Here is a 22,229-nt window from a genome sequence, read left to right as displayed (position 1 = left end):
GTGCCACATCGCATGGCGATGACCCGTGATTCTCAGACAATTTCGCTGCCCGGCTTCGACCTCGACGCCTTCGTGGCCGCCACCCTCGCCGAAGATCTTGGCCCCGACGGGCGCGACGTCACCAGCGAGGCGGTGATCCCCGCCGACGCGGTTTTCGACGGGGTGATGGACAGCCGGGACGCGGTGACGCTGGCCGGCCTGCCGATTGCCGTCGCCTTCTTTCGGGCGCTCGACCCGGATGTGGAGATCGAACTGCTGCACCGGGATGGCGATCGCGTCGCGGCGGGCACCGACCTGATGCGCATCAGGGGCAGGGCGCGGGCGATGCTGACGGCGGAGCGCTCGGCGCTCAACACCGTCCAGCATCTGACCGGCATCGCCACCATGACCCGCGCCTATGTCGATGCGATCCTCGGCACCGGCGCGACCTTGCTCGACACGCGCAAGACCATTCCGGGGCTGCGCCTGCTGGAGAAATATGCGACGCGCATGGGCGGCGCGACCAACCATCGCATGGGCCTGTGGGACGCGGCGATGATCAAGGACAATCATGTCGCCGTCGCCGGATCGGTCGAAGAAGCCGTGCGTCGGGCCGTGGCGGCAGGCGTGGAGCGCATCATTGTCGAGGTCGATCGGGTCGATCAGATCGAACCGGCGCTGGCGGCGGGCGCGACGCATCTGCTGCTTGACAATATGGACGCGCCCACGCTGCGCGGCGCGGTCACTCTGGTCGACGGCCGTGTGCCGACCGAGGCGTCGGGCGGCGTCACGCTCGACACGATCCGCGCCAAGGCCGAAACCGGCGTCACCTATATCAGCGTCGGCCGCCTCACCCAATCCGCTCCCGCCGCCGATATCGGACTGGATTTCGCTTATGCCTAAGCCGCTTATCGTCCCAGCCTTCGTCCTCGCCCTGATCGCCGCGCCCGGCGGGGCGCTCGCCCAGTCGGCGCAGTGCCACATGCCCGCGCAGATCGCCCGGCCGCAGGCCGAAGGACCGACCGCCAAGGAGCCAAGGCGCGTCCTGCCGATCGGCAGCTATACGCTGGCGATCAGCTGGTCGCCGCAATATTGTTCGACCGTGCGGGATCGGGGCAGCCTCCAGTGCGGGGGCAGGGCGGGCAAGTTCGGTTTTACTTTGCATGGCCTGTGGCCCGATGGCTATGGCAAGGAATGGCCGCAATATTGCCGCCCGGCCGATCTCGTCCCGCGCGCGGTGATTCGGCAGAATCTCTGCACCACGCCGTCGCCCCAACTGATCCAGCATGAATGGGCCAAACATGGCACCTGCATGACGACGAAGCCGGAACTCTATTTCAACCTGTCGCGCGCCTTCTACCAGTCGCTGCGCTACCCCGACATGGGGGCGCTGGCGCGGCGCAGGACGTTGACGGTCGGCCAGTTCGCCGATGCTTTCGCGCGCGCCAACAAGGGGCTGAAGGCGGATATGCTGCGCGTCACCACCACGCGCGGCAACTGGCTGAGCGAAGTGTGGCTGTGCATGGACCGGGCGCTGGAATTCACCCGGTGCCCGGCGCATCAGGGCGGGGCGCCCGACAGCGCCTATCTACGGATCGAGCCGGGGCCGCGCATCGCCAATCCGCGCCGCCCCGCATCGACGCCCACGCCCCAGCGCGAGCCGGGCCTGTTCCTCAACCTTGATCCCAATGCCCAGCCGCCCACTGAAGGCACGCCCCCCTGATCAGCCGTCGATCGTCACTGTCGAGGGATGGTGGCGGTCGAGATGCTTGCGGATGATCCGCAGGTTCTTCGTGTTCGACTTGTAGAGAAAGTCGAAGATATCGCCGGCAAAGGGGATGGCGCCGACCAGCGTGTCGACGCCGACATTGGTGGCCATGCGCGCGATCTGCCATTTGGACATACCCAGATTCCGGGCTTCCCACACGATCCAGGCGCCCATCGCGGCGGTGGCGATGTCGCCGACCACCGGGACCAGGCCGATCAGGCTGTCGACGCCGACGCGGCGATTGGTGCCGGGGATAACGAACAATCCCTCCAGCACTGCCTCCATCGCCTCGACCCGGCGCCGGACCGAGGTGGGGTCGCGGCCGAAGCCGGGCATGTCCCGCACGATGCGATCAAACTGGTCCTGCGAAAGCGCCATCAACTGTCTCCTTCCACCTTAATTGGGGCGGCGGAAGAGATGGTTCAATGGGTGGCGCGCGCGGGGCGAAGGCAGGAAGCCGGTCAGCCGTTTCGACACCAGCGCCCAGCGCACCGGCGCGCCCAGCGCGATATAGCCATTATGCGCCTGCATCAGCGCTTCGGCCTGGGCGATGCGGGCCGTCCGTTCCTCTGTCGAGCTGGCGAGGCTCGCGGCCTGGAGCTGGATGTCTGCAGCATCGCTGCAATGCACCTTGCGTGCGCAGCCGACCCGGCCCAGATACCAGAGCGCGCTGTCATAGGGTGCCACTTCGTCGATCAGCCGCAGATCCGCATCCGCGCGCATATCGACGCGACGGGCATCGAGGCCGACGGCCGCAAGGTCGCGCCGCAGCATGGCGAAGAGCAGGGTCGCGCCGGGTCCGTCGGGCAGAGCGATGCGCAGCGGCGGCGGCGCGCCATTGTCCGATCTCCAGCGGGTGATGGTGGCGCTGGCCTGACCGCGCCGTTCGTCCATCGCCATGTTGCTCCAGGCGGGTAGCGTGGGGTTGCGGCCTAGGTCGAGTTGCGAGGGGACGATCTGCTCGGTCGTCGCCCATCCGCCTAGCGGAAACAGGGCCGGCAACTGGCTGCGGTCGATCGCCATGTTGATCGCGGCGCGCACATTGTCGTCGCCCAGCAGCTTGCTGTCGCCCACCACTGTCAGGCCCATCAGCCCCTGCACCGGATCGACTCGCACAGCGCCCCGATCGACCCCGGCGGGAACGAGCAGCGGCAGGTCGGCGAAGCGCCCGCCCAGCATCAGCGCCGCCTGCCCCCGGCGGAAGCGGATGATGGCGAGCGCTGCGCGCTCGCTGCGCACGATCCGCAGTTGCGATGGCGGGACCGGGCCTTCGGCCGATTCATCGTCGCCGCTCGACCGGTCGATCGGGGTCAGCAACAGCGCCTTGCCATATTGGGCGCGGCGATAGGGGCCGGTGCCGCCCTCCCGCGACAGCACGCCCATCTGCGGCTGGGCCAGCATCTGGAGCATGAAGGGGCGCGCGGCGGCCAGCTTGATCTCGATCACCTCGCCGGTCATGGGGACGACCGTCTGCACCGCGTCGAGCGGCCCGTCCGGGTCGAATCGCCGCAGCGAGACGATCCGCGCCATCAGGAGGCGGGCGACATCGGGCGCGGTGAGGCGGCTGCCATCGGCCCAGAAGGCGCGGCGCAGGCGGAAGATATAGCTGCGCCCGTCATCCTCGACGATCCACCGCTGGGCCAGGGCCGGCACGATGTCGCCGCCGCCGTCGAACGCGACCAGCCCCTGCGCCGTGCTTTCCAGCATCAGCTTGGCGGCGGGATCGGGCAGATTGAGCAGGGGTTTCGCGAAATCATCGCGGTCGCCGACGACGCTCACGACCACCGGGCCGCTCCCTTCGCTGGAGCAGCCGGACAGCGACGCGCCGAGGAAGATGCCGCCGATCAGCAGGGCGCGTCGGCCGCGACGCAAGAAGAAAGATATGCCGCCCATGTCGCCGACAGGATTAGCCCGTCATCGCTGCGTCGCCAACCGGGGATCAGTCGCTGGAGTATGTCATAAAACTTACATTCAAAATACTCTGTTATGTAACATAAAGTTCATATTTGCGTCGCCGAAATGAAAAAAATGCTGATGACCCTCCGATTTCGACTGGACGCCGGCGCCGCGCTGGCGCTGGCGCTGGTGCCCCTGCCCGCGGCCGCCCAGGCCATGAGCGCAGCCGAGGCCGATGCCCTGCGCGCACAGGTCGCGGCGCTCAAGGCACAGGTCGATCGGCTGGAAGCGCGGCTGAACAGTGCATCGCCGGCCTCCCAGAGCGGAACCGCGCCACCGCCGCCTGCATCCGGCACGCCGGCTCAGGTCGCGCAGGTCAAGCCTGCAGGCGATACCGTCGTGAGCTGGAAAGGTGGCCCGGTCTTCACGAAAGGGGCGGCCAGCTTCCACGTCAAGGGCCGCATTCAATATGATGCCGGCCTGCTGATGACTCCCGACAGCGTGAACGACCGGGCCAAGGGCTATTCCAACGAACTGCGTCGCCTGCGCTTGGGGGGAGAGGGCCAGTTGGGCGGCGGCTTTGGCTACAAGCTGGAATTGGAACTGTCGGATAACAGCGTCGATCTGGTCGACACCTTCATCACCTATGAGAAGGGGCCGTGGCTGGTTACGTTGGGCAATCACAATGGCTTCCAGTCGCTGGACGAACTGATCAGCGACACCGGCGGCGCGGTGATGGAGCGCGCGGCCTTCACAGACGCTTTCGGTTTCGAGCGGCGGCTGGGCCTCTCGGCACAATATCGGTCCGGCATCCTGCTGGTGCAGGCGGGCGTCTTCTCCGACAGCGCCGATTCGCTGACCAATGATTCGGACGGCGCCGATGGCGGGGACGAGAATAACAGCTATGGCGTCGACGGCCGCCTCGTGCTGGCGCCCAAGCTCGGCAAGACCCAGCTACATTTCGGCCTGTCGGGTCATTGGCGCGATTTCCAGCGGCTGAGCGAAAATCCGCAGCGTTACCGCCAGCGCGCCTATCTCCACACCGCCAACAGCCGTTTCCTGGCGACACCCAATATCCCGGCCGACGGCGAAAGCCATTATGGACTGGAGTTGGCGGGGCAGCGCGGCTCCCTCTGGTGGGCGGGCGAGGCGCACTGGCTGCGCGTGTCGCGGCCGGGTCTGGCCGATCCGACCTTCTTCGGCGGCTATGGCGAGGTCGGCTATGTGCTGACCGGCGAAAGCCGCGGCTACAAGAACGGCATTTTCGGCATCGTGAAGCCCGACCGTCCGGTCGGCGGGGGCGGCTGGGGCGCGTTGCAGGCAACCTTGCGCTATGACTATCTCAGCCTCAACGACAAGGATATCATCGGCGGCACGCAGAACGGCATCATCGCCGCGCTCGTCTGGACGCCGGTCGAATTTCTGCGCTTCAACATCAACTATGCGCATCTCGACTATACGGACGCGGCGATCCTGGCCGGGGGCAGGAACGACTATGGCGTGGACGTGGTCGGCTGGCGCGCGGAACTGGATTTCTGACGACAGAGGCGCCGCCTTTAGAGCGGGATGACATTTTCTTGAATCGTCATTGCGAGCGCAGCGAAGCAATCCATCGGAGATCCAGTGGATTGCTTCGCTGCGCTCGCAATGACGGGGTGGATCAATGTGAAGTCATCATACTCTAGCTACGCCGGCCTTCGGCTCCGAGCCAGCAGCAGATTCCATCTGCTTCGAAATCACTCTAAAACTGGTCGGCGATGTCCATCAGGCCCAGCAGCTTTCTGGGCGCGATCTGGCGCCAGCTGGCGTGCAGCCGTTCCGCCACATGGTCCCAGTCGGTGTCGCCCAGGTCAAGGCGAATGCCGACCCAGTCATTGCCGAAATAGGCCGGGCGATAATAGCGGTCGGGGTCGGCCTCGATCAGGGTCGCCTGTTCCTCCGGCGCGGTGGTCTTGACGAGGACGGCGATGATGCCGTCGCCATGATGGTCGCGGGTGAAATAGGCGAATTTCTTGCCCTTGACGATGCCGAAGCAGGGCATACCGTGGGAGAGAATCTCGTCCGCCTGCGGCAGGGCGAGCGCGGCTTCGCGCACCTTGTTGAGCAGCCAGTCGGGCTGGCGTTCGCGCGTGACGAAGTCGGCGAGGGTGCGCGAATAGAGCTGATGCTCGGCGATCAGGATGCGGGCGGCGAGGCTGTCGGGGGTGTCGCCGGGCAGGATCGCCACCGGGGTCTGGGCGAGGACCGGGCCGTCGTCCAGTTCGGCGGTGACGATATGGACCGAGCAGCCCGCCTGGGCATCGCCCGCGTCGATCGCTCGGCTGTGGGTGTCGAGGCCTTTATATTTGGGCAGCAGGCTGGGGTGGATGTTGAGCATCCGGTTGTCCCATGCCCCGACGAACTCCGGCGAGAGCAGGCGCATATAGCCGGCGAGCGCGACATATTGGGCGCCGGCCTTGCGCAATTGCGCGTCGATGATCCTGTCGAACGCGGCGCGCTTCATGCCCTTGTGACTTTGGCCGAAGGTCGCAATCCCTTCGGCGGCGGCGAGCGCCAGGCCGGGGGCGTCAGGATCGTTGGCGGCGACCAGCACGATCTCATAGGGGCAGCCTTCAGCCTTCGCCGCGTAGAGCAAAGCCGCCATGTTCGACCCGCGCCCGGAAATCAGGACGCCGACTTTTGCCTTTTGCATGGAGAACTCCCCTCCCACTTGCGGGAGGGGTCGGGGGAGGGGCTGTTAGGCCGCTCCTCGGACATGCCCTCCCCTAACCCCTCCCGCAAGCGGGAGGGGGATTGGTTGTGCTTACCCCAGATGCGTGGCCGACCAGTCGGCCTTCGCGCTCCAGGTCCCGGCGCTGCCCCTGACGGTGCAGCCCTTGTCGCCTTCTTCCACCGCGCCGATGCGGAAGACGGTTTCGCCCGCATCCTCCAGCGACTTGGTGACGGCGGCGACATGGGCCTCGTCCACGGCCAGCACCATGCCGACGCCGCAGTTGAAGGTGCGCGCCATCTCCTCCGGCTCGATATGACCCTGCGCCTGGAGGAAGGCCATCAGGCGCGGCTGGTCCCAGGTGCCGGCGTCGACCATGGCATGGGCGCCATCGGGCAGGACGCGCGGGATATTTTCCAGCAGGCCGCCGCCGGTGATGTGGGCCAGCGCATTGACCATGCCGGCGCGCACCAGCGGCAGCAGGCTCTTCACATAGATGCGGGTCGGCGCCATCAGCGCGTCGATCAGCAGCACTTCATTGTCGAAGAGCGCCGGGCGGTCGAGCCTCCAGCCCTTGTCGGCGGCAAGGCGGCGGACCAGCGAGAAGCCGTTCGAATGGACACCCGAGGACGCAAGGCCAATCAGCACGTCGCCGGCCTTCACCCTGTTGCCGGTCAGTGCCTTGGAGCGTTCGACCGCGCCGACGCAGAAGCCGGCCAGGTCATAGTCGCCATCGGCATACATGCCCGGCATTTCGGCGGTTTCGCCGCCGATCAGGGCGCAGCCGGCGATGCGGCAGCCCTGGGCGATCCCGGCGATGACGCGCTCCGCGACGCCGCTTTCCAGCTTGCCGGTGGCATAATAGTCGAGGAAGAAAAGCGGCTCGGCCCCCTGCACGATCAGGTCGTTGGCGCACATGGCGACGAGGTCGATGCCGACGCCGTCATGGCGATCATGGTCGATCGCGAGTTTCAGCTTGGTGCCCACGCCGTCATTGGCCGCGACCAGCAGCGGATCGTCATAGCCCGCGGCCTTGAGGTCGAAAAAGCCGCCGAAGCCGCCCAGTTCGGCGTCGGCGCCGGGGCGGCGGGTGGCCTTGGCCAGCGGGGCGATGGCCCGGACAAGGGCGTTGCCCGCGGCGATGTCGACGCCGGCCTTGGCGTAGCTGTAGGATTCGTTGTCGCTCATGATCTGCGCCCCTAGAGCAAAGGGGCGGAAAACGGAAGTTTGGATGTGGCGGCCGGGATGCTGACATTCCGCCTCCATTCCGGAGGTAGGGTTCAGGTTGAAGGTTGCTAATCGTGCGTTCGCGCTTGGCACGGCGGGCAATGTTCGCCAAAAGGGCGCGCGTGAGTGTGAGCCAGACCCTTTCCCGCCCGTTCCAGCCCGGCGCCGCATTGCGCCTGCTCTCGCGACCCGTCCAGATCCTGCTGGCTGTCGGCCTTGGGCTGCTCGCGGCCGCGCTGTTCGCGCAGATGGAAGGCGAACGCGGCGTGCCGCCGATCGCCAGCGGCGGCGACTTCGAAGTGCGTGGGGTCAAGGTCGACGTCTATGCCAAGGATGCCGACAGCGCCCGCTATGCCGGCTGGCGCATGGCGCAGCGGCAGGCGTGGCGGATGCTGTGGACCCGCACCCATGGCGGGGGCGGCGCACCGGCATTGTCCGATTCGCAGCTGGAGGGCATGATCTCCGGCATCGAGATCGATTATGAGCAGGCCGGCCCCAATCGCTATGTCGCGACGCTGGGCGTGTTGTTCGACCGCGCGCGCACCGGGCAGTTGCTGGGCGTGTCGGGCAACGTCATGCGCTCGCCCCCGCTGCTGGTGATCCCGGTCCTGTGGGACGGCGGATCGGCCGTATCCTATGAACGGACCAATGAATGGCAGAAGGCCTGGGCGCGTTACCGCACCGGCGACAGCGCGATCGACTATGTCCGGGTCGCCGGATCGATCGCCGACCCGATCCTGCTGAACGCGGGCCAGATCGGGCGGCGCGGGCGGCTGTGGTGGCGCGTGCTGCTCGACCAATATGGCGCGGCGGATGTCGTGATCCCGATCGCGCGCCTCGATCGCGCCTATCCCGGCGGTCCGGTCACGGGCATCTTCACCGCGCGCTACGGTCCCGACAACAGCCTGATCGGCAGCTTTTCCCTGCGCGCGTCCAACGACAGCGGCATCGCGCGGATGATGGACGAGGGCGCGCGCCGGATCGACGAACTCTATATCCGAGCGCTTAATGACGGCCGCCTGCGGCCCGACCCCTCGCTGATCATCGAGGAACCGGTCGATCCCGATGCGCTGGCGATCGAGAATGCGACCGAAGCGCCGATCGAGGCGATCGACCTGCCGACCACGGCGGCGGCGAACGCGATCAGCGTCTCGATCCAGTTCGACACGCCGGACGTCGGCTCGGTGGGTGCGGGCGAATCGACGGTGCGCGGCATCCCCGGCGTCCGCTCGGCGGCGACCAGCAGCCTGGCGCTGGGCGGCACGTCGGTGATGCAGGTGAGCTTCGACGGCCCGATCGACGCGCTGCGTGCCGGGTTGCAGGCGCGCGGCTACACGGTCGCCGCCAGCGGCAACACCTTGCGGATCACGCGGCGGCAGGCGGCCCCGGCGCCGCAATGAGCCAGATCAGCCTGCCTTTCGAATGGCATGGTAGCGGTCAGGGCGGCGCGGACGCAGGGGATTTCCTGGTCAGCGACGCCAACCGCCTTGCCGTCGCCCATCTGGAGCGCTGGCGCGAGTGGCCCTTGTCGGTCAGTGTGCTCACCGGCCCCCCGCTGTCGGGGCGCACAACGCTGGCCAGCCATTTCGCGCGGATGAGCGGGGGTGAGATCATCGATGAGGCGCAGGGCGAGGACGAACATCGCCTGTTCCATGCCTGGAACGAGGCGCAGACCGAGCGCCGCCCCTTGCTGATGATCGGCCATGCGCCGCCCGCCAGCTGGACCGTGGCGCTGCCCGACCTGCGATCGCGGCTGGCCGCCGCGCCCCATGTCGCGATCGAGGAACCGGACGAGGCGCTGGCGCGCGCGCTCATCTGCCGGGCGTTCGACCTGGCCGGTGCCAATTACGCGTCCGACCTGCCCGACTGGCTGCTGCGCCGGGTCGAGCATCGCTATGGCGCCATATCGGAAGTGACACGGCTGCTCGATATGGCCGCGCTGTCATCCGGTCGTAAGATTTCGGTCGCAATGGCGAAAGAGACTCTGCAAGCAGCGGGCTTTTTGCCTATAGTTTCGCCCGATCCTTCCACCGACCAGCGCTGAGTAATCCGTGGCCGAAGCCGACCCCATCGCCAACCTGTCGCCCACCGGCGAACGCTATTTCAATCGCGAACTCTCCTGGCTCGCCTTCAACCAGCGGGTGCTGGAAGAAGCGATGAACCGCGCCCATCCGTTGCTGGAGCGGCTGCGCTTCCTGTCGATCTCGGGCGCGAATCTTGATGAATTCTTCTCGGTCCGCGTCGCCGGCCTCAAGGGCCAGCAATTGCAGGATGTCGACATGCGGTCGGCCGACGGGCTGACCCCGGCGCAGCAGCTGGCGGCCATCACCGATGCCACCGCCACGCTGATGCGCGCGCAGCAGAAGGTGTGGGGCGCGCTGCACGGCGAATTGGTGCAGGTGGGGATAGAGGTGATCGGCCCCTCCGCCGATATGGACCCCGGCTGTGGGGCGTGGCTGCGCGAACATTTCCTGACCCAGATCTTCCCGATCCTGACGCCGCAGGCGCTCGACCCGGCGCATCCTTTCCCCTTCATCCCAAATCAGGGGCTGTCGATCGTCTTCGATCTCGAACGGCTGTCGGACAAGCAGCCGATCCGCGAGCTGGTGATGATCCCGTCCTCGCTCGCCCGCTTCGTGCGCATTCCGGGCGAACCGGCGCGCTATATGGCGCTGGAGGCGGTGATCCGCCGCTTCTCCGCCGATCTCTTCCCTGGCTATCGCGTGCGCAACAGCGGCGTGTTCCGCATCATTCGCGACAGCGACATCGAAATCGAGGAAGAGGCGGAGGATCTGGTCCGCTATTTCCGCAGCGCCATCAAGCGTCGGCGTCGCGGCCGCGTGATCCGTATGGAGATAGAGGAGCGCATTCCCGAGCCGGTCGAGGAAATGCTCCAGGACATGCTCCAGGGCCATGAGGCGAGCGTGGTCGAGGTGGAGGGCTTCATCGGCATCGGCGACCTCAGCGGCATCGTCGACGCCGACCGGCCCGACCTGAAGTTCGAACCCTATGCCCCGCGCTTCCCTGAGCGCATCCGCGAATATGGCGGCGATTGTTTCGCCGCGATCCGGGCCAAGGACATTGTCGTCCATCATCCCTATGAGGCGTTCGATGTCGTCATCTCCTTCCTGAAGCAGGCGGCATCCGACCCGGACGTGGTCGCGATCAAGCAGACGCTCTATCGCGCGGGCAAGCAGTCGGCGATCATCCGCGCGCTGATCGACGCGGCGGAAGCGGGCAAGTCCGTGACCGCCGTGGTGGAACTCAAGGCGCGTTTCGACGAGGAGCAGAACCTCATGTGGGCCGATGCGCTGGAGCGGGCGGGCGTGCAGGTCGTCTATGGCTTCATCGACTGGAAGACCCACGCCAAGGTGTCGATGGTGATCCGGCGCGAGGGCGAACAGTTTCGCAGCTACTGCCATTTCGGCACCGGCAATTATCATCCGGTCACGGCGCGCATCTATACCGACCTCAGCTTCTTTACGGCGGACCCCGCCTATAGTCGCGACGCCGCGGCGCTGTTCAACTATATCACCGGCTATGTCGAACCCCAGCATCTGGAAAAGCTGGTCATGTCGCCGCGCGACCTGCGCAACACGCTGTGCGCTGGCATCGATGCGGAAATCGAGCATGTCCGCGCCGGACGGCCGGGGACCATCTGGGCCAAGATGAACAGCCTGGTGGACCCGGCGATCATCGAGAAACTCTATGCCGCCAGCAATGCGGGGGTTCAGATCGACCTCATCGTGCGCGGTATCTGCTGCCTGCGGCCGGGCGTGCCGGGCATGTCGGAAAATATCCGCGTGAAGTCGGTCGTCGGCCGCTTTCTGGAGCATAGCCGCATCACCGTCTTCGGCAATGGCAAGACGCTGCCCAATAACGGCGCGAAGGTCTATATCAGCTCGGCCGACTGGATGCCGCGCAACTTCGACCGCCGGGTGGAGTTCCTGGCGCCGGTCGAGAACGCCACCGTCCACGACCAGATTCTCGATCAGGTAATGGTCGCCAATCTGATCGACACCGAACAGAGCTGGTCGTTGGACAGTGATGGCCATTATACGCGGCTGGAGCCGGGCGAGAAGCCGTTCAACCTGCACCGCTATTTCATGACCAACCCGTCGCTGTCCGGTCGCGGCGCGGCGCTCGACAATGAAGCGGTGCCGACCCTGCGTCTGCGCGGGAGGGCCTGAGGCCCATGAATTCGATGCTGAGCCGTATCCGCGATGTCGCCGAACAGATGGCGACATCGCCCGAACCGGCCCATGCGCGCACCGCCATCATCGACATCGGTTCCAACAGCGTGCGTCTGGTCGTCTATGATGGGCCGCGCCGCATTCCCTTCATCCTCTTTAACGAGAAAGTGATGGCGGGGCTGGGCGCGTCGCTGGCCAGGACCGGCGCGATCGAGCCGGAAGCGATGGATCGCGGCCTGCGCGCCGTCGGCCGCTTCGCGCATCTGTGTCGCGCGATGCAGGTGACGGAGATACGCTGCGTCGCGACCGCCGCGGTGCGCGACGCCACCAATGGCGCCGACTTCATCGCGCGTGCCACGGACATGGGCCTGAGCGTCGAGCTGCTGTCCGGCGCGCAGGAGGCGATCGGCGCGGCGATGGGCGTGCTGTCGGGTATTCCGCAGGCCGACGGCATCGTCGGCGATCTGGGCGGCGGCAGCCTGGAATTGGCGCGGGTGCGCACGGGCGCGGTGGAACAGACGATTTCGCTGCCGCTCGGCGTCCTGCGCCTGCCTGAAATCCGCGCCAAGGGGCCGCGCGCACTGGAACGCTGCGTCGCCAAGATGCTGGACAAGGCGGGCTGGCAATCCGAGCCGGGCCTGCCCTTCTATATGGTCGGCGGGTCGTGGCGCGCGCTTGCCCGCTTTGACATGCAGTTAACCCACTTCCCTCTGCCCGTCGTCCATCAATATGAGATGGACGCCGCCCGCGCCGAGCAACTGACGCGCATCGTTTCGCATGTCGACCGGGTGCGGTTGAAACAGGTGCCGGCCATGACCGGATCGCGCGTGCCCACATTGCCCGATGCGGCCGCTTTGCTGTCGGTGGTGGTGCGGCAATTGAAATCCAGCCATCTGGTCGTGTCCGCTTATGGTCTGCGCGAGGGGCTGCTCTACGAGGATCTGCCCCAGGATATTCGCACGCATGACCCACTGCTGGTCGCGGCAGAGGCGGAGGGGGAGGCGCAGGCGCGCTTTCGCGGCCATGGCGATCGCATCGATCGCTGGATCGCGCCGCTCTTTCCTGACGATGACGCCGCCGCGCGCCGCATCCGCCGGGCCGCCTGCCTGCTCGCCGATGTGAGCTGGCGCGCCAATCCCGATTTCCGCGCCGAGCGCGGTGTGGAGATTGCGCTTCACAGCAACTGGGTCGGCATCACCGCGGCGGAACGGGCGATGCTGGGACAGGCTTTGCATACGCATTTCGGCGGCGGGCTGAATGCGCCGACCGGCCTGGATCGCATCGCCTCGTCCGAAACTCTGCGTCGCGCTGCGCTCTGGGGGCTTGCGATCCGTCTGGCGCAACGCCTGTCGGGTGGTGCGGAGGGGCCGCTCGCCGTGTCCCATCTGGAGCGTATCGGCGATCGCATCGACCTGCATTTGCGGGGTGGGGACGCCGATCTCTATGGCGAGGCCGTCGAACGCCGCCTGCGCAACCTCGCCCAGGCGATGGGGGTGAAATATCAACTGCTGGGCGGGCAGGCGTAAGCGATCACGGCCCCATCTTCCCCCGCGCGTCAAATGCCGGTAAGGGCTGCCGATGACCACGACCGCCGCGCCCATCAGCCGCTCTCTCTTCATCTTTTCCATCCTCTATGGCGGCATGGTCTGCATGGCGGGCGTGCTGGGGGTGAAGCAGGTGGCGCTGGGGCCGCTCGCGGTGGAGGCGGGCATCTTCGCCTTCCTGCTGCTGGTCATCCTGTCCAGCGCCGTGTCCGAACTTCATGGCCAGAAGGTCGCGACCGCGCTGGTGCGGCTGGGCTTCGTGCCGCTGCTGGTGTCGGCGGCGCTGATTCATATCGTGATCGCCCTGCCGCACGATCCGGGCATGTATCCGCCGGCGGTCGAGGCTTTTCCGATCGTCGTCGGGCAGGGATCGCGCATGATGCTGGCGGGTCTCATTTCCTACGGCACCTCGCAGACGCTGAACGTCTTCATTTTCTCGAAACTGGCGCGGGGCGAGGGCAAGCTGGTCTGGCTGCGCGGCATGATCGCCAGCGTCGTGTCGCAGATCGTCGACACGTTGCTGTTCATCACCATCTCCTTCCTTGGGGAGCGACCGATCCTGGACCTGATGGTCGGGCAGATGATCACCAAGGTGATCCTGTCGATCATCCTGGTACCGCCGCTCATCTCGCTGGCCGTGTCTTTGGGGCGCAAGCTCGATCGTTGACTTGCGACGGGGGGCATATGGCCGTATGCGCGCGCGCATGAACAGCAAGCACGCCCCCGATCCGGCCCTTCTCGCCAAGGCTGAAACCCTCGTCGAAGCGCTGCCCTATATGCAGCGTTATGCGGGCAAGACCTTCGTCGTCAAATATGGCGGCCACGCCATGGGCGATCCGGAGGCGGCGCGCGACTTCGCCGAGGATGTCGTGCTGATGAAGGCGGTCGGCATCAATGTCGTCGTCGTCCATGGCGGTGGGCCGCAGATCGGCGCGATGCTCAAGAAGCTGGGCGTCGAATCGCAGTTCGTTGGTGGCCTGCGCGTCACCGACGCCGAAACCGCCAAGATCGCCGAAATGGTGCTGGCCGGCTCCATCAACAAGGAAATCGTCGGCTGGATTGCCGGCGCGGGCGGCCGCGCGGTCGGCATTTCGGGCAAGGATGGCGGCCTGATCCTGTGCGAAAAGGTGCTGGGCAAGCGCGAGGCGGACCCCAATTCGGGGATCGAGCGCAATGTCGACCTGGGCTTCGTCGGCGATCCCGTCTCGGTCGACCGCCGGATTCTCGACACGCTGGCGCAGGACGGCATCATCCCGGTCGTCGCGCCGGTGGGCATCGGCACCGACGGCCATACCTATAATGTCAATGCCGACACCATGGCGGGGGCGATCGCGGCCGAACTCAAGGCGTCGCGTTTCTTCCTGCTGACCGACGTCGCGGGCGTGCTGGACAAGCAGGGCCAGTTGCTGACGGACCTCGACCCGCAAGCGATCCATGGGTTGGAGGCCGACGGCACGATCAGCGGCGGCATGATCCCCAAGCTGGAAACCTGCGTCCGCGCGGTCGAAAATGGGGTTGACGCGGCCGTCATCCTCGACGGCCGGGTGCCGCACGCCATGCTGCTCGAAATCTTCACCGATCGCGGCGCGGGGACCTTGGTGCGGAAGTAAGGGTAGGCTCAATCCAACACCGTTCGCTTCGAGCGTAGTCGAGAAGCGGATAGAACTGTGCTTCCGTTTCTCGACTACGCTCGAAACGAACGGCGGTTTTTAGCGGACCAAAACCCTCGGATTGTTCCACGCGATCCGCTTTTCCGGCAGGGTCCGGCCGTCCGGGCCGCGCTTGTCCCAATCCTCGACCTCCACGCCGCCCCGCGCCCGATAGAAGCCGCGGGCCGCGACATTATCGGTGTAGCACCACAGGAACAGGCCCGCGTCCGGCCAGCCCTCGACCGCCCAGCGTGCCGCCTGATCCAGCAACCCCGTGCCGATCCCGCTGCCCTTGGCGGCGGGCAGGGCGTGAAGATTGTCGACCAGCGTCCCCCAACGCGGATCGGACCCGCCGATGACGCAGGTGAAGCCGATCGCTTCTCCGTCCCGTTCGGCGATAATCACCCGCTGGCCCGGCTGGGGCGCCTTCAGTCGCTGGGTCCAGGTCGCCAGCCGATCGGCCTCGATCCCGCCGGCGAGATAGGCCGGGTCCATGATATGGGCATAGGCGATGCGCCAGCTGGCCACATGGATGGCGGCGATCAGAGGAGCGTCGGTGGGGGTTGCGTCTCGGAAGTCCATGACATTCCTATAGCGTGCTGGACGAATTTGTCCTGTCGTTGGTGGATTTTGCGTCGCAGCACGCTTGTGGCGGGGGTGCCGCCTCGGCTAGAGCAGCCTCCAAGCATCCAACGGAGACCCTTGTGTCCTACGCCCTCTATCAGATCATCGTCATCCTTCTGGACGTGCTGTGGTGGATCATCATCATCCAGGCGATCATGAGCTGGCTGATCGCCTTCAACGTGGTCAACATGGGCAATGATTTCGTCCGCACGGTCATGGTCGCGCTCGATCGGATGACCGCGCCCATCTACAACCCGATCCGCCGGGTGATGCCGGACCTGGGCGCGCTCGACCTGTCGCCGATGGTGGTGTTGCTCGCCATCCTCATCATCCGCCAGGCCATATTGCCGCCGCTCTTCGGACTGGTGTGACGGTCTAGAATGCGGCTGGCGACGACCTGCTGCTCAGCGTCCGGCGCTGACCCCCGGATCGGCGAAGGAGGATGTCGGTGGCGGCTGGATCGACGAGAAGGGGGCGCACTGGCTGTCCGCCCGCGTCCGCGCCATGCCGGAAAAGGGCAAGGCCAATGCGGCGCTGATCGCGCTGCTGTCGAAACGGCTGGATTGGCCCAAAGGCGCGATTTTGCTGGAATCGGGCGACACCAACCGGCTAAAGCGGTTGCGGATCATCGGCGTGGGCGACGCAGCGGCGCGCCTGATCGCCCTCATCGAACATTGGGTAGAACGGACATGACCATCGGCAAGATCATCGACGGCAAGGCGTTTGCGGCGGGACTGCGCGACAAGGTGGCCGATGGCGTCGCCGGCTTCGTCGAGCAGGCGGGCCGCAAGCCTGGCCTGGCCGTGGTGCTGGTGGGCGAAGACCCGGCAAGCAGCGTCTATGTCCGCTCCAAGGGCAAGATGACCGTCGCGGTCGGCATGGAGAGCTTCGAGTTCAAGCGCCCCGACAGCATCGGCGAGGATGATCTGCTCGACCTGATCGAGGAGCTGAATCATGACGATCGCGTCGACGGCATCCTGGTCCAGCTGCCGCTGCCCAAGCATATCGACGAAACCGCGGTGATTGGCGCGATCGATCCGGCCAAGGATGTGGACGGTTTCCATGTCGTCAATGCCGGCCGGCTCGCGACGGGGCAGGAAGCGCTGGTGCCCTGCACGCCGATGGGCTGCATCATGCTGCTGAAGGATGAGCTGGGCGACCTGTCCGGCATGGAGGCGGTGGTCGTCGGCCGCTCCAACATTGTGGGCAAGCCGATGGCGCAGCTGCTGCTGGCGGAAAACGCGACCGTCACTATCGCGCACAGCCGCACCCATGATCTGGCCAGCGTCGTCCATCGCGCCGACATCGTCGTCGCGGCGGTGGGCCGGGCGGAGATGGTCAAGGGCGAGTGGATCAAGCCGGGCGCGACCGTGATCGATGTCGGCATCAACCGCGTCGTCGATACCGAGGAAGAGGGCAAGAGCCGCATCGTCGGCGACGTCGCCACCGCCGAGGCGCTGGCCCATGTCCGCGCCATCACCCCCGTACCGGGCGGCGTCGGGCCGATGACCATTGCAGTGCTGCTGCGCAACACGCTGGTCGCCGCCCATGCCCGCGCCGGGCTGGCAAAGCCCGAGGGTCTGTGAGGACGCGGCTTGCCCTGCTGACATTGGGCGTCGTCGCGCTGCCCGCTGCCGGGATAGCCGCGAAACCGCCCATGCGCTTTCAGCCCGATCCCAGTTCCGTGATCGCGGCGGAAATCGCCTTCAACCGGCTGGCGCAGGAAAAGGGGCAATGGACCGCCTTCCGCGAAACCGCCGCAGATGATGCGGTGATGTTCGTACCGCAAAAGATACTGGCGAAGGACTGGTTGAAGAAACAGGCCGACCCGCCTGCGTCCGTCCAATGGTCGCCCGCGATCGTCTATGTCTCCTGCGACGGCAATCTGGCCGCCAGCACGGGCAACTGGAAGCGGCCGGACGGATCGGTCGGTTATTTCACCACCCTGTGGCGTCGCGACAAGAAGGGGCGCTGGCAATGGATACTCGACCATGGCGACACGCTCGCCACCGCGCGTGAGGCGCCCGAGTTCCTGACCGGCAAGGTCGCGACCTGCAAGCGCGGAGCGCGCCCCGATAGACCGCCGCCGCCTTCCGGTGGCAAACCGGGCAAGGGTGACGTCCTGCCGCCGCCGGATGAAAGTCTGGTCTGGAGCGTTGATGTCGCCGCCGACAACAGCCGCCGCATCACCGTCAGGATGTGGACCGGCGAGGCATATGAAACCGTGATCGACGACAGGGTGAGGGGCGATGGGGTGAAGGCCGGATTATGATCGCCTTGTTCCTTTCCGCCTTCGTGACCTTGTTCGTGGTGATCGACCCGCCGGGCTGCGCGCCCATCTATGCCAGCCTGACCGCCGGCGCGAGCCAGGCGCAGCGCCGGGCGATGGCGATCCGCGCGGTCGGCATCGCGGCGGCGATTCTGCTGGTCTTCGCCCTGTGGGGCAAGCAGTTGCTGGGCGTGCTGGGCATTGCGCTCGACAGCTTTCGCATCGCGGGCGGCATCATGCTGTTCATGATCGCGATGGACATGGTCTTCGAAAAGCGCACCCAGCGGCGCGAAGACCGGGCGAACAAGATCACCACCGAAGAACCGCATGTCGAGGATGTGTCGGTCTTCCCCATGGCGATGCCGATGATCGCCGGGCCGGGATCCATCGCCACGGTCATGCTGCTGATGTCGCGCGCCAATGGCCTGGCGGAGCGCGCGGTGGTGTTGGGCGCGGTCGTGTTGACGCTGGGGCTGATGCTGGGGTCGCTGCTGGCGGCCGGGCCGCTGATGGCGCTGCTGGGACGCAAGATCGAGGCGGTCATCACCCGTCTGCTGGGCGTGCTGCTGGCAGCGCTTGCGGCGCAGTTCGTGATCGACGGGATCAAGGCGAGCTTTTAAGCCGCCTTGCGCGCCATCCGCGCGCGGGCGGTGAGGAAGGGGCCGGTCGGGTCGAGCGATGGCGCGAAGCGGCCGAAGCCGATTGGGTTCGGCATATCGATATAGACCGCCTCCATCGCGCCGCTGCGGGCGTAGCTTTCATGCCAGAAACCCGCGCCATTATCGCCCTTGGCGAAATCGCGCCACCAGCCGGAATGCGGCATGGAGCGGGTGAAGCGCTCCAGGCTGTCAAGATCGCGCCAATATTGGCGGATACCGACATGATTGAGCGCGAAGAGGAACATCTCATGGGCCAGCAGCCCTTCGGGCGGATCGCGTTCGATCATGCTCAGGCCTTTGCCGATGCGGAACAGCGCAGGCAGGCCGCGCAGGCGCGATACGCGAAAGCCGAGCAGGATCATGATCAGGTCGGGATAGGCGTCGAGGTCAACGGACTGGCGGACTTGCATCGAACGACTCCATGTTGTTTATGCTGTAAACATACCGCACCTTGATTACAGTGTAAACATACTATGACCCAAAGCCTCTCCCTGCATGATCGACTAGTGGATTGCGGCCTCGCCCTGCTAGAGGCGGGGGAGGGAGAGGTCAGCCTGCGCGCGGTGGCGCGGGCGGCGGAGGTGTCGGCGATGGCGCCCTATCGCCATTTCGCCGACAAGGCGGCGTTGATGGCGGCGGTCGCCCTGCGTGGCTTCAAGCTGTTGGAGGCGGATGCGGTGGTCGCCGACATGGCGCCTGATCCGGTTGAGGCGCTCACCGGGCAGGGGCTGGCCTATATCGCCTTCGCCCGCCGCCATCCGGCGCTGTTCCGGCTGATGTTCGCGGATGGGGCGGGCAAGGAATTGCCGCACGAACAATGTCAGGGCGCCTATGCGCGGATGGCGGGGCGGGTCGCCGAACTGGCCCCCGATCGGGCCGAAGCGGGAACACTGGCTTGCTGGGGGTTGGTGCATGGCCTTGCGACGCTGGCGCTGGATGGCCGGTTGCCGCCCGATCCGGCGGGGGAGCGGGCGGCGCTGGACTTGCTGACGCGGGCGTTGATCGTCCGCGCCTGATGATCAACCGCGCACGTCGGCTTCGGTGACTGGCGCGATCTTGATTTCGACGCGGCGATTGGCGGCCTTGCCTTCCTCGGTCGCATTTGACGCGATCGGCTGGCTTTCGCCATAGCCGCGGGTGCCGATGCGGGCCGACTGGACGCCCTTCGTCACCAGATAATTGGCGACCGACTGGGCGCGGCGTTCGGAAAGCGTCTGGTTATAGGCGTCGGACCCGTCGCTGTCGGTGTGGCCATACACGTCGATATAGGTTTTGGGATATTGCGCCAGGACCGATGCGACGTCGTTCAGCGTGGGCTGGAACTGCGGCTGCACGTCGGCCTTGTCATAGGCGAAGGTGATGCCGGAAGGCATACGCAGCAGCAGATTGTCGCCGTCGCGGATCACGTCGACGCCGGTGCCGGCGGTTTCTTCCCGCAGCTTGCGTTCCTGCGCGTCCATATAGGCGCCGATGCCGGCGCCCGCGACCGCGCCGATGCCCGCGCCCAGTATCTTTTCGGTGCGGTCGTTGCGGCCGCCGACCAGATCGCCCAGCAGATAGCCGCCCAGCGCCCCGCCAATTCCGCCGATCGCCGCCTTGGAAATGCTGCGCTGTCCCGTCTGCGGATCGGTCGTGCAGGCGGTGGTGGCGAGCATCGCGGCTAGACCCGCTGCGCCGATGATGCGGTGAGAAATCCTCATTTGTCCTGTTCCCTTGCTTTTCGCCGATCGAGGCGGATGCCCCTCAATAACCAAGCGGCAATCTTTGTTCCACAAGCGAACTGAACTCTTGCTGATGGCGATGTTGTGAAATTGAAAGATTAGCGTCTATAGGGGGACACTGACCGCCATGGCCCCGATCCCCCCTCCCAGTCCGACGCCCTTTCCCTGGGCAGACCTCGTCATCATTCTGGCGCTCGTCGCCCTGAACGGCGTCTTCGCCATGTCGGAGCTGGCCATCGTGTCCGCCCGCAAGCCGCGCCTCCAGGCGATGGAGAAAGCCGGGCGCACAGGCGCGCGCACCGCCCTGGCGCTGGCGGCCGACCCCGGCAAGTTCCTGTCGACGGTCCAGATCGGCATCACGCTGATCGGCATCATTTCGGGCGCCTATTCGGGCGCCAGCCTGGGCGGCCCGGTGGGGGAGAGGCTGGAGGGACTGGGCCTGTCGCCCAACACTGCCGAAAATCTGGGCTTCGCGCTGGTCATCGGCCTGACCACCTATGCCTCGCTGATTATCGGCGAATTGGTGCCGAAGCAGTTCGCGCTGCGCCAGCCCGAGCCGATCGCGGTGCTGGTGGCGACGCCGATGCTGTGGCTGGCGAAGCTGACCGCGCCGATCGTGTGGGTGCTGGATGCGTCGAGCGGCCTGATCTTCAAGCTGCTGGGCCTGACCCGCGAATCGGAACATCATGTCACCGCCGAGGAACTGCACCTGATCGTCGCGGAGGCAAGCAAGTCGGGCGTCATCGAGGAAAGCGAGCGGGCGATCATTTCCGGCGTCGTGCGTCTGGCCGACCGGCCGGTGCGCGAGGTGATGACCCAGCGCATGGATGTCGACTGGATCGACGTCGGCGCGGATGAGGAGACGATCCGCGCCAAGCTACTCGACACGCCGCATACCCGCCTGCCCGTCGGGCGCGGGTCGGTTGAGGATATCATCGGCATCGTCCAGGCGCGTGACATCATGACGGCCTTGTTCCGGGGCGAGCCGCTCGCGCTCGCAGCGCTGATGCGCCGGGCGGAGGTCGTGCCCGATCAGGTCGACGCGATGGACGCGCTGGAAGTGCTGCGCCGATCCGACGTGCCGATGGTGATGGTCCATGACGAATATGGCCATTTCGAGGGGATCGTGACCCCGGCGGACCTGCTGTCGGCCATTGCCGGCCATTTCGCGTCCGACCGCGACGCCTTCGACGAGCCGGACATGGTCGAACGCGAAGATGGCAGCCTGCTGGTGTCGGGCCAGATGCCGATCGACCAGCTGGCGGATCGGATCGGGATCGACCTGTCCGAGGACCGCGACTATGCGACGGTCGCGGGCCATGCGCTGTGGCTGCTCAAGCGTCTGCCTGAAGTGGGCGACTATGCCGAAGACCAGGGCTGGCGCTTCGAGATCGTCGATATGGACGGGCGCAAGATCGACAAGCTGCTGGTAGCCGTGCGATAGTGCGGGTTCGAGAGGCCGGGCGATGGATAGCGCAACGCCGCCTCACTTGAACGCTGCGATACATTCCACTTCCAGCGGAGCGCCCAGCGCTAGGCCGTCCACGCCGAAGGCGCTGCGGGCGGGGAGGCGCTTGCCTACGAAATAGGGGAGATAGGCGGTGTTGAAGCGTGGCCAGTCGGCCATGTCGTCCAGCATCACCGTGCATTTGACGACGTTGCCGAAGTCGAGGCCATTGTCCTTCAATATCCGGCCGATCGAATCCATGGCGTTCTTCACCGCCGCGTCGAACCCTTCCCCGTGCCGGTCCATCCCCTCAGGCACCCGGCCGATCTGGCCGGAGAGAAAGAGGATATCGCCCACGCGGACAGAGGGCGAGAAAGGGGGCTTGGTCGGAAGCGGCTGCGGGGCAGCGGCGGGCTGGGCCATGGCGGGGGCGGCCGCCAGCATCATTGCGGCGGTAAGAAGACGCTTCATAATCACTCTCCCCTGGGTCAGGCGCATATCCATGCAATCTTTCCAATCCCCTCTCAAGTAAAAGGGCCGGCC

23 protein-coding genes and 1 pseudogene are annotated in these 22,229 nt (G+C 66.2%); 16 read left to right on the top strand and 8 right to left on the bottom strand.

Annotated elements, in window-relative coordinates:
• The first annotated feature begins 18 nt into the window (after positions 1-18).
• Both nadC and AC58EF_RS03905 read left to right on the top strand, forming a co-directional pair.
• Positions 19-882 carry a carboxylating nicotinate-nucleotide diphosphorylase gene (gene nadC / locus AC58EF_RS03910; RefSeq protein ID WP_497274672.1) on the top strand — a complete coding sequence of 288 codons (864 nt, stop codon included), beginning with the start codon at positions 19-21 and terminating at the stop codon, positions 880-882.
• The gene (locus AC58EF_RS03905; protein WP_497274671.1) at positions 875-1,702 is read left to right on the top strand and encodes a ribonuclease T2 family protein; all 828 of its coding nucleotides are present in this window, start codon (positions 875-877) and stop codon (positions 1,700-1,702) included. Before nadC ends, AC58EF_RS03905 begins: the two co-directional genes overlap by 8 nt.
• Here AC58EF_RS03905 and AC58EF_RS03900 read toward each other — a convergent pair whose 3' ends face one another.
• A complete protein-coding gene (locus tag AC58EF_RS03900; protein WP_497274669.1) occupies positions 1,703-2,125 on the bottom strand; it encodes a DUF4112 domain-containing protein in 423 nt (140 codons plus the stop codon).
• 18 nt (positions 2,126-2,143) lie between these two features.
• On the bottom strand, positions 2,144-3,640 hold the full coding sequence (locus AC58EF_RS03895; protein ID WP_497274668.1) for an ABC transporter substrate-binding protein: 1,497 nt from the start codon (positions 3,638-3,640) through the stop codon (positions 2,144-2,146).
• 141 nt (positions 3,641-3,781) lie between these two features.
• Here AC58EF_RS03895 and AC58EF_RS03890 point away from each other — a divergent pair, with 141 nt between their 5' ends.
• On the top strand, positions 3,782-5,182 hold the full coding sequence (locus tag AC58EF_RS03890) for an OprO/OprP family phosphate-selective porin (protein WP_497274666.1): 1,401 nt from the start codon (positions 3,782-3,784) through the stop codon (positions 5,180-5,182).
• A 202-nt stretch (positions 5,183-5,384) separates the two neighbouring features.
• Here AC58EF_RS03890 and purN read toward each other — a convergent pair whose 3' ends face one another.
• A complete protein-coding gene (gene purN / locus AC58EF_RS03885) occupies positions 5,385-6,335 on the bottom strand; it encodes a phosphoribosylglycinamide formyltransferase (protein ID WP_497274665.1) in 951 nt (316 codons plus the stop codon).
• A gap of 111 nt (positions 6,336-6,446) precedes the next feature.
• Positions 6,447-7,541, bottom strand: a complete 1,095-nt coding sequence (gene purM / locus AC58EF_RS03880) for a phosphoribosylformylglycinamidine cyclo-ligase (protein ID WP_497274663.1) — start codon at positions 7,539-7,541, stop codon at positions 6,447-6,449.
• Positions 7,542-7,681: 140 nt separating this feature from the next.
• Between purM and AC58EF_RS03875 the strand changes: the two genes are divergently transcribed.
• Genes AC58EF_RS03875 through argB form a run of 6 tightly spaced genes read left to right on the top strand, consistent with a single transcriptional unit; the run spans position 7,682 to position 14,927 of the window.
• A complete protein-coding gene (locus tag AC58EF_RS03875) occupies positions 7,682-8,980 on the top strand; it encodes a heavy-metal-associated domain-containing protein (RefSeq protein WP_497274661.1) in 1,299 nt (432 codons plus the stop codon).
• Complete coding sequence (locus AC58EF_RS03870; RefSeq protein WP_497274659.1) at positions 8,977-9,624, top strand: P-loop NTPase family protein; 648 nt, start codon at positions 8,977-8,979, stop codon at positions 9,622-9,624. The genes AC58EF_RS03875 and AC58EF_RS03870 overlap by 4 nt, the downstream gene beginning before the upstream one ends.
• A 7-nt stretch (positions 9,625-9,631) precedes the next feature.
• On the top strand, positions 9,632-11,770 hold the full coding sequence (locus AC58EF_RS03865; RefSeq protein WP_497274657.1) for an RNA degradosome polyphosphate kinase: 2,139 nt from the start codon (positions 9,632-9,634) through the stop codon (positions 11,768-11,770).
• 5 nt (positions 11,771-11,775) lie between these two features.
• Positions 11,776-13,299, top strand: a complete 1,524-nt coding sequence (locus AC58EF_RS03860) for a Ppx/GppA phosphatase family protein (RefSeq protein WP_497274656.1) — start codon at positions 11,776-11,778, stop codon at positions 13,297-13,299.
• A 52-nt stretch (positions 13,300-13,351) separates the two neighbouring features.
• The gene (locus AC58EF_RS03855) at positions 13,352-13,984 is read left to right on the top strand and encodes a queuosine precursor transporter (RefSeq protein ID WP_497274654.1); all 633 of its coding nucleotides are present in this window, start codon (positions 13,352-13,354) and stop codon (positions 13,982-13,984) included.
• Between the two features lie 25 nt (positions 13,985-14,009).
• On the top strand, positions 14,010-14,927 hold the full coding sequence (gene argB, locus AC58EF_RS03850; RefSeq protein WP_497274652.1) for an acetylglutamate kinase: 918 nt from the start codon (positions 14,010-14,012) through the stop codon (positions 14,925-14,927).
• Between the two features lie 99 nt (positions 14,928-15,026).
• On the opposite strand, the gene AC58EF_RS03845 is transcribed toward argB, so the two are convergent.
• Entirely contained in the window at positions 15,027-15,548 is a 522-nt protein-coding gene (locus AC58EF_RS03845; RefSeq protein WP_497274650.1) for a GNAT family N-acetyltransferase, read from the bottom strand.
• Positions 15,549-15,670: 122 nt separating this feature from the next.
• Between AC58EF_RS03845 and AC58EF_RS03840 the strand changes: the two genes are divergently transcribed.
• From AC58EF_RS03840 to AC58EF_RS03820, 5 genes and pseudogenes are all read left to right on the top strand, one after another.
• On the top strand, positions 15,671-15,961 hold the full coding sequence (locus AC58EF_RS03840; protein ID WP_497274648.1) for a YggT family protein: 291 nt from the start codon (positions 15,671-15,673) through the stop codon (positions 15,959-15,961).
• A 26-nt stretch (positions 15,962-15,987) separates the two neighbouring features.
• Positions 15,988-16,283: pseudogene (locus AC58EF_RS03835) on the top strand (DUF167 domain-containing protein).
• Positions 16,280-17,176 carry a bifunctional methylenetetrahydrofolate dehydrogenase/methenyltetrahydrofolate cyclohydrolase FolD gene (folD, locus tag AC58EF_RS03830; RefSeq protein ID WP_497274646.1) on the top strand — a complete coding sequence of 299 codons (897 nt, stop codon included), beginning with the start codon at positions 16,280-16,282 and terminating at the stop codon, positions 17,174-17,176. The pseudogene AC58EF_RS03835 and the gene folD overlap by 4 nt, the downstream one beginning before the upstream one ends.
• Positions 17,173-17,862, top strand: coding sequence for a Cif family virulence factor (locus tag AC58EF_RS03825; RefSeq protein WP_497274645.1), 690 nt, complete (start codon positions 17,173-17,175; stop codon positions 17,860-17,862). Before folD ends, AC58EF_RS03825 begins: the two co-directional genes overlap by 4 nt.
• Entirely contained in the window at positions 17,859-18,479 is a 621-nt protein-coding gene (locus AC58EF_RS03820) for a MarC family protein (RefSeq protein ID WP_497274643.1), read from the top strand. Before AC58EF_RS03825 ends, AC58EF_RS03820 begins: the two co-directional genes overlap by 4 nt.
• Here the strand turns inward: AC58EF_RS03820 and AC58EF_RS03815 are convergent.
• On the bottom strand, positions 18,476-18,928 hold the full coding sequence (locus AC58EF_RS03815; protein ID WP_497274641.1) for a monooxygenase family protein: 453 nt from the start codon (positions 18,926-18,928) through the stop codon (positions 18,476-18,478). The two genes, AC58EF_RS03820 and AC58EF_RS03815, sit on opposite strands and share 4 nt — an antisense overlap.
• Positions 18,929-18,991: 63 nt before the next feature.
• On the opposite strand from AC58EF_RS03815, the gene AC58EF_RS03810 reads away from it, so the two are divergent.
• Positions 18,992-19,534 carry a TetR/AcrR family transcriptional regulator gene (locus tag AC58EF_RS03810; RefSeq protein ID WP_497274640.1) on the top strand — a complete coding sequence of 181 codons (543 nt, stop codon included), beginning with the start codon at positions 18,992-18,994 and terminating at the stop codon, positions 19,532-19,534.
• A gap of 3 nt (positions 19,535-19,537) precedes the next feature.
• Here AC58EF_RS03810 and AC58EF_RS03805 read toward each other — a convergent pair whose 3' ends face one another.
• Positions 19,538-20,218, bottom strand: a complete 681-nt coding sequence (locus tag AC58EF_RS03805) for a YiaD family glycine zipper/OmpA-like lipoprotein (protein WP_497274638.1) — start codon at positions 20,216-20,218, stop codon at positions 19,538-19,540.
• A 148-nt stretch (positions 20,219-20,366) separates the two neighbouring features.
• Here AC58EF_RS03805 and AC58EF_RS03800 point away from each other — a divergent pair, with 148 nt between their 5' ends.
• Positions 20,367-21,683 (top strand): hemolysin family protein, encoded by a 1,317-nt coding sequence (locus AC58EF_RS03800; RefSeq protein ID WP_497274636.1) that lies wholly within the window; start codon positions 20,367-20,369, stop codon positions 21,681-21,683.
• 42 nt (positions 21,684-21,725) lie between these two features.
• Here the strand turns inward: AC58EF_RS03800 and AC58EF_RS03795 are convergent, their stop codons facing one another.
• Complete coding sequence (locus AC58EF_RS03795) at positions 21,726-22,157, bottom strand: RidA family protein (RefSeq protein ID WP_497274634.1); 432 nt, start codon at positions 22,155-22,157, stop codon at positions 21,726-21,728.
• Positions 22,158-22,229 lie beyond the last annotated feature (72 nt).

The organism is Sphingobium sp. WR1 (genome assembly GCF_059693745.1).
The sequence above is the reverse complement of the archived record's forward strand: the minus strand, read 5'-3'. Positions and strand labels throughout refer to the sequence as shown.

What these genes read in the sequence shown, in the direction of transcription:
- AC58EF_RS03855 (WP_497274654.1), top strand. Translation starts at nt 13,352, where the DNA reads ATGACCACGACCGCCGCGCCCATCAGCCGCTCTCTCTTCATCTTTTCC.
- purN (WP_497274665.1), bottom strand. Translation starts at nt 6,335, where the DNA reads ATGCAAAAGGCAAAAGTCGGCGTCCTGATTTCCGGGCGCGGGTCGAAC.
- AC58EF_RS03870 (WP_497274659.1), top strand. Translation starts at nt 8,977, where the DNA reads ATGAGCCAGATCAGCCTGCCTTTCGAATGGCATGGTAGCGGTCAGGGC.
- AC58EF_RS03860 (WP_497274656.1), top strand. Translation starts at nt 11,776, where the DNA reads ATGAATTCGATGCTGAGCCGTATCCGCGATGTCGCCGAACAGATGGCG.
- AC58EF_RS03810 (WP_497274640.1), top strand. Translation starts at nt 18,992, where the DNA reads ATGACCCAAAGCCTCTCCCTGCATGATCGACTAGTGGATTGCGGCCTC.
- argB (WP_497274652.1), top strand. Translation starts at nt 14,010, where the DNA reads ATGCGCGCGCGCATGAACAGCAAGCACGCCCCCGATCCGGCCCTTCTC.
- AC58EF_RS03820 (WP_497274643.1), top strand. Translation starts at nt 17,859, where the DNA reads ATGATCGCCTTGTTCCTTTCCGCCTTCGTGACCTTGTTCGTGGTGATC.
- AC58EF_RS03805 (WP_497274638.1), bottom strand. Translation starts at nt 20,218, where the DNA reads ATGAGGATTTCTCACCGCATCATCGGCGCAGCGGGTCTAGCCGCGATG.
- AC58EF_RS03815 (WP_497274641.1), bottom strand. Translation starts at nt 18,928, where the DNA reads ATGCAAGTCCGCCAGTCCGTTGACCTCGACGCCTATCCCGACCTGATC.
- AC58EF_RS03890 (WP_497274666.1), top strand. Translation starts at nt 3,782, where the DNA reads ATGACCCTCCGATTTCGACTGGACGCCGGCGCCGCGCTGGCGCTGGCG.
- folD (WP_497274646.1), top strand. Translation starts at nt 16,280, where the DNA reads ATGACCATCGGCAAGATCATCGACGGCAAGGCGTTTGCGGCGGGACTG.
- AC58EF_RS03795 (WP_497274634.1), bottom strand. Translation starts at nt 22,157, where the DNA reads ATGAAGCGTCTTCTTACCGCCGCAATGATGCTGGCGGCCGCCCCCGCC.
- AC58EF_RS03875 (WP_497274661.1), top strand. Translation starts at nt 7,682, where the DNA reads ATGTTCGCCAAAAGGGCGCGCGTGAGTGTGAGCCAGACCCTTTCCCGC.
- nadC (WP_497274672.1), top strand. Translation starts at nt 19, where the DNA reads ATGACCCGTGATTCTCAGACAATTTCGCTGCCCGGCTTCGACCTCGAC.
- AC58EF_RS03905 (WP_497274671.1), top strand. Translation starts at nt 875, where the DNA reads ATGCCTAAGCCGCTTATCGTCCCAGCCTTCGTCCTCGCCCTGATCGCC.
- AC58EF_RS03895 (WP_497274668.1), bottom strand. Translation starts at nt 3,640, where the DNA reads ATGGGCGGCATATCTTTCTTCTTGCGTCGCGGCCGACGCGCCCTGCTG.
- purM (WP_497274663.1), bottom strand. Translation starts at nt 7,541, where the DNA reads ATGAGCGACAACGAATCCTACAGCTACGCCAAGGCCGGCGTCGACATC.
- AC58EF_RS03800 (WP_497274636.1), top strand. Translation starts at nt 20,367, where the DNA reads ATGGCCCCGATCCCCCCTCCCAGTCCGACGCCCTTTCCCTGGGCAGAC.
- AC58EF_RS03900 (WP_497274669.1), bottom strand. Translation starts at nt 2,125, where the DNA reads ATGGCGCTTTCGCAGGACCAGTTTGATCGCATCGTGCGGGACATGCCC.
- AC58EF_RS03845 (WP_497274650.1), bottom strand. Translation starts at nt 15,548, where the DNA reads ATGGACTTCCGAGACGCAACCCCCACCGACGCTCCTCTGATCGCCGCC.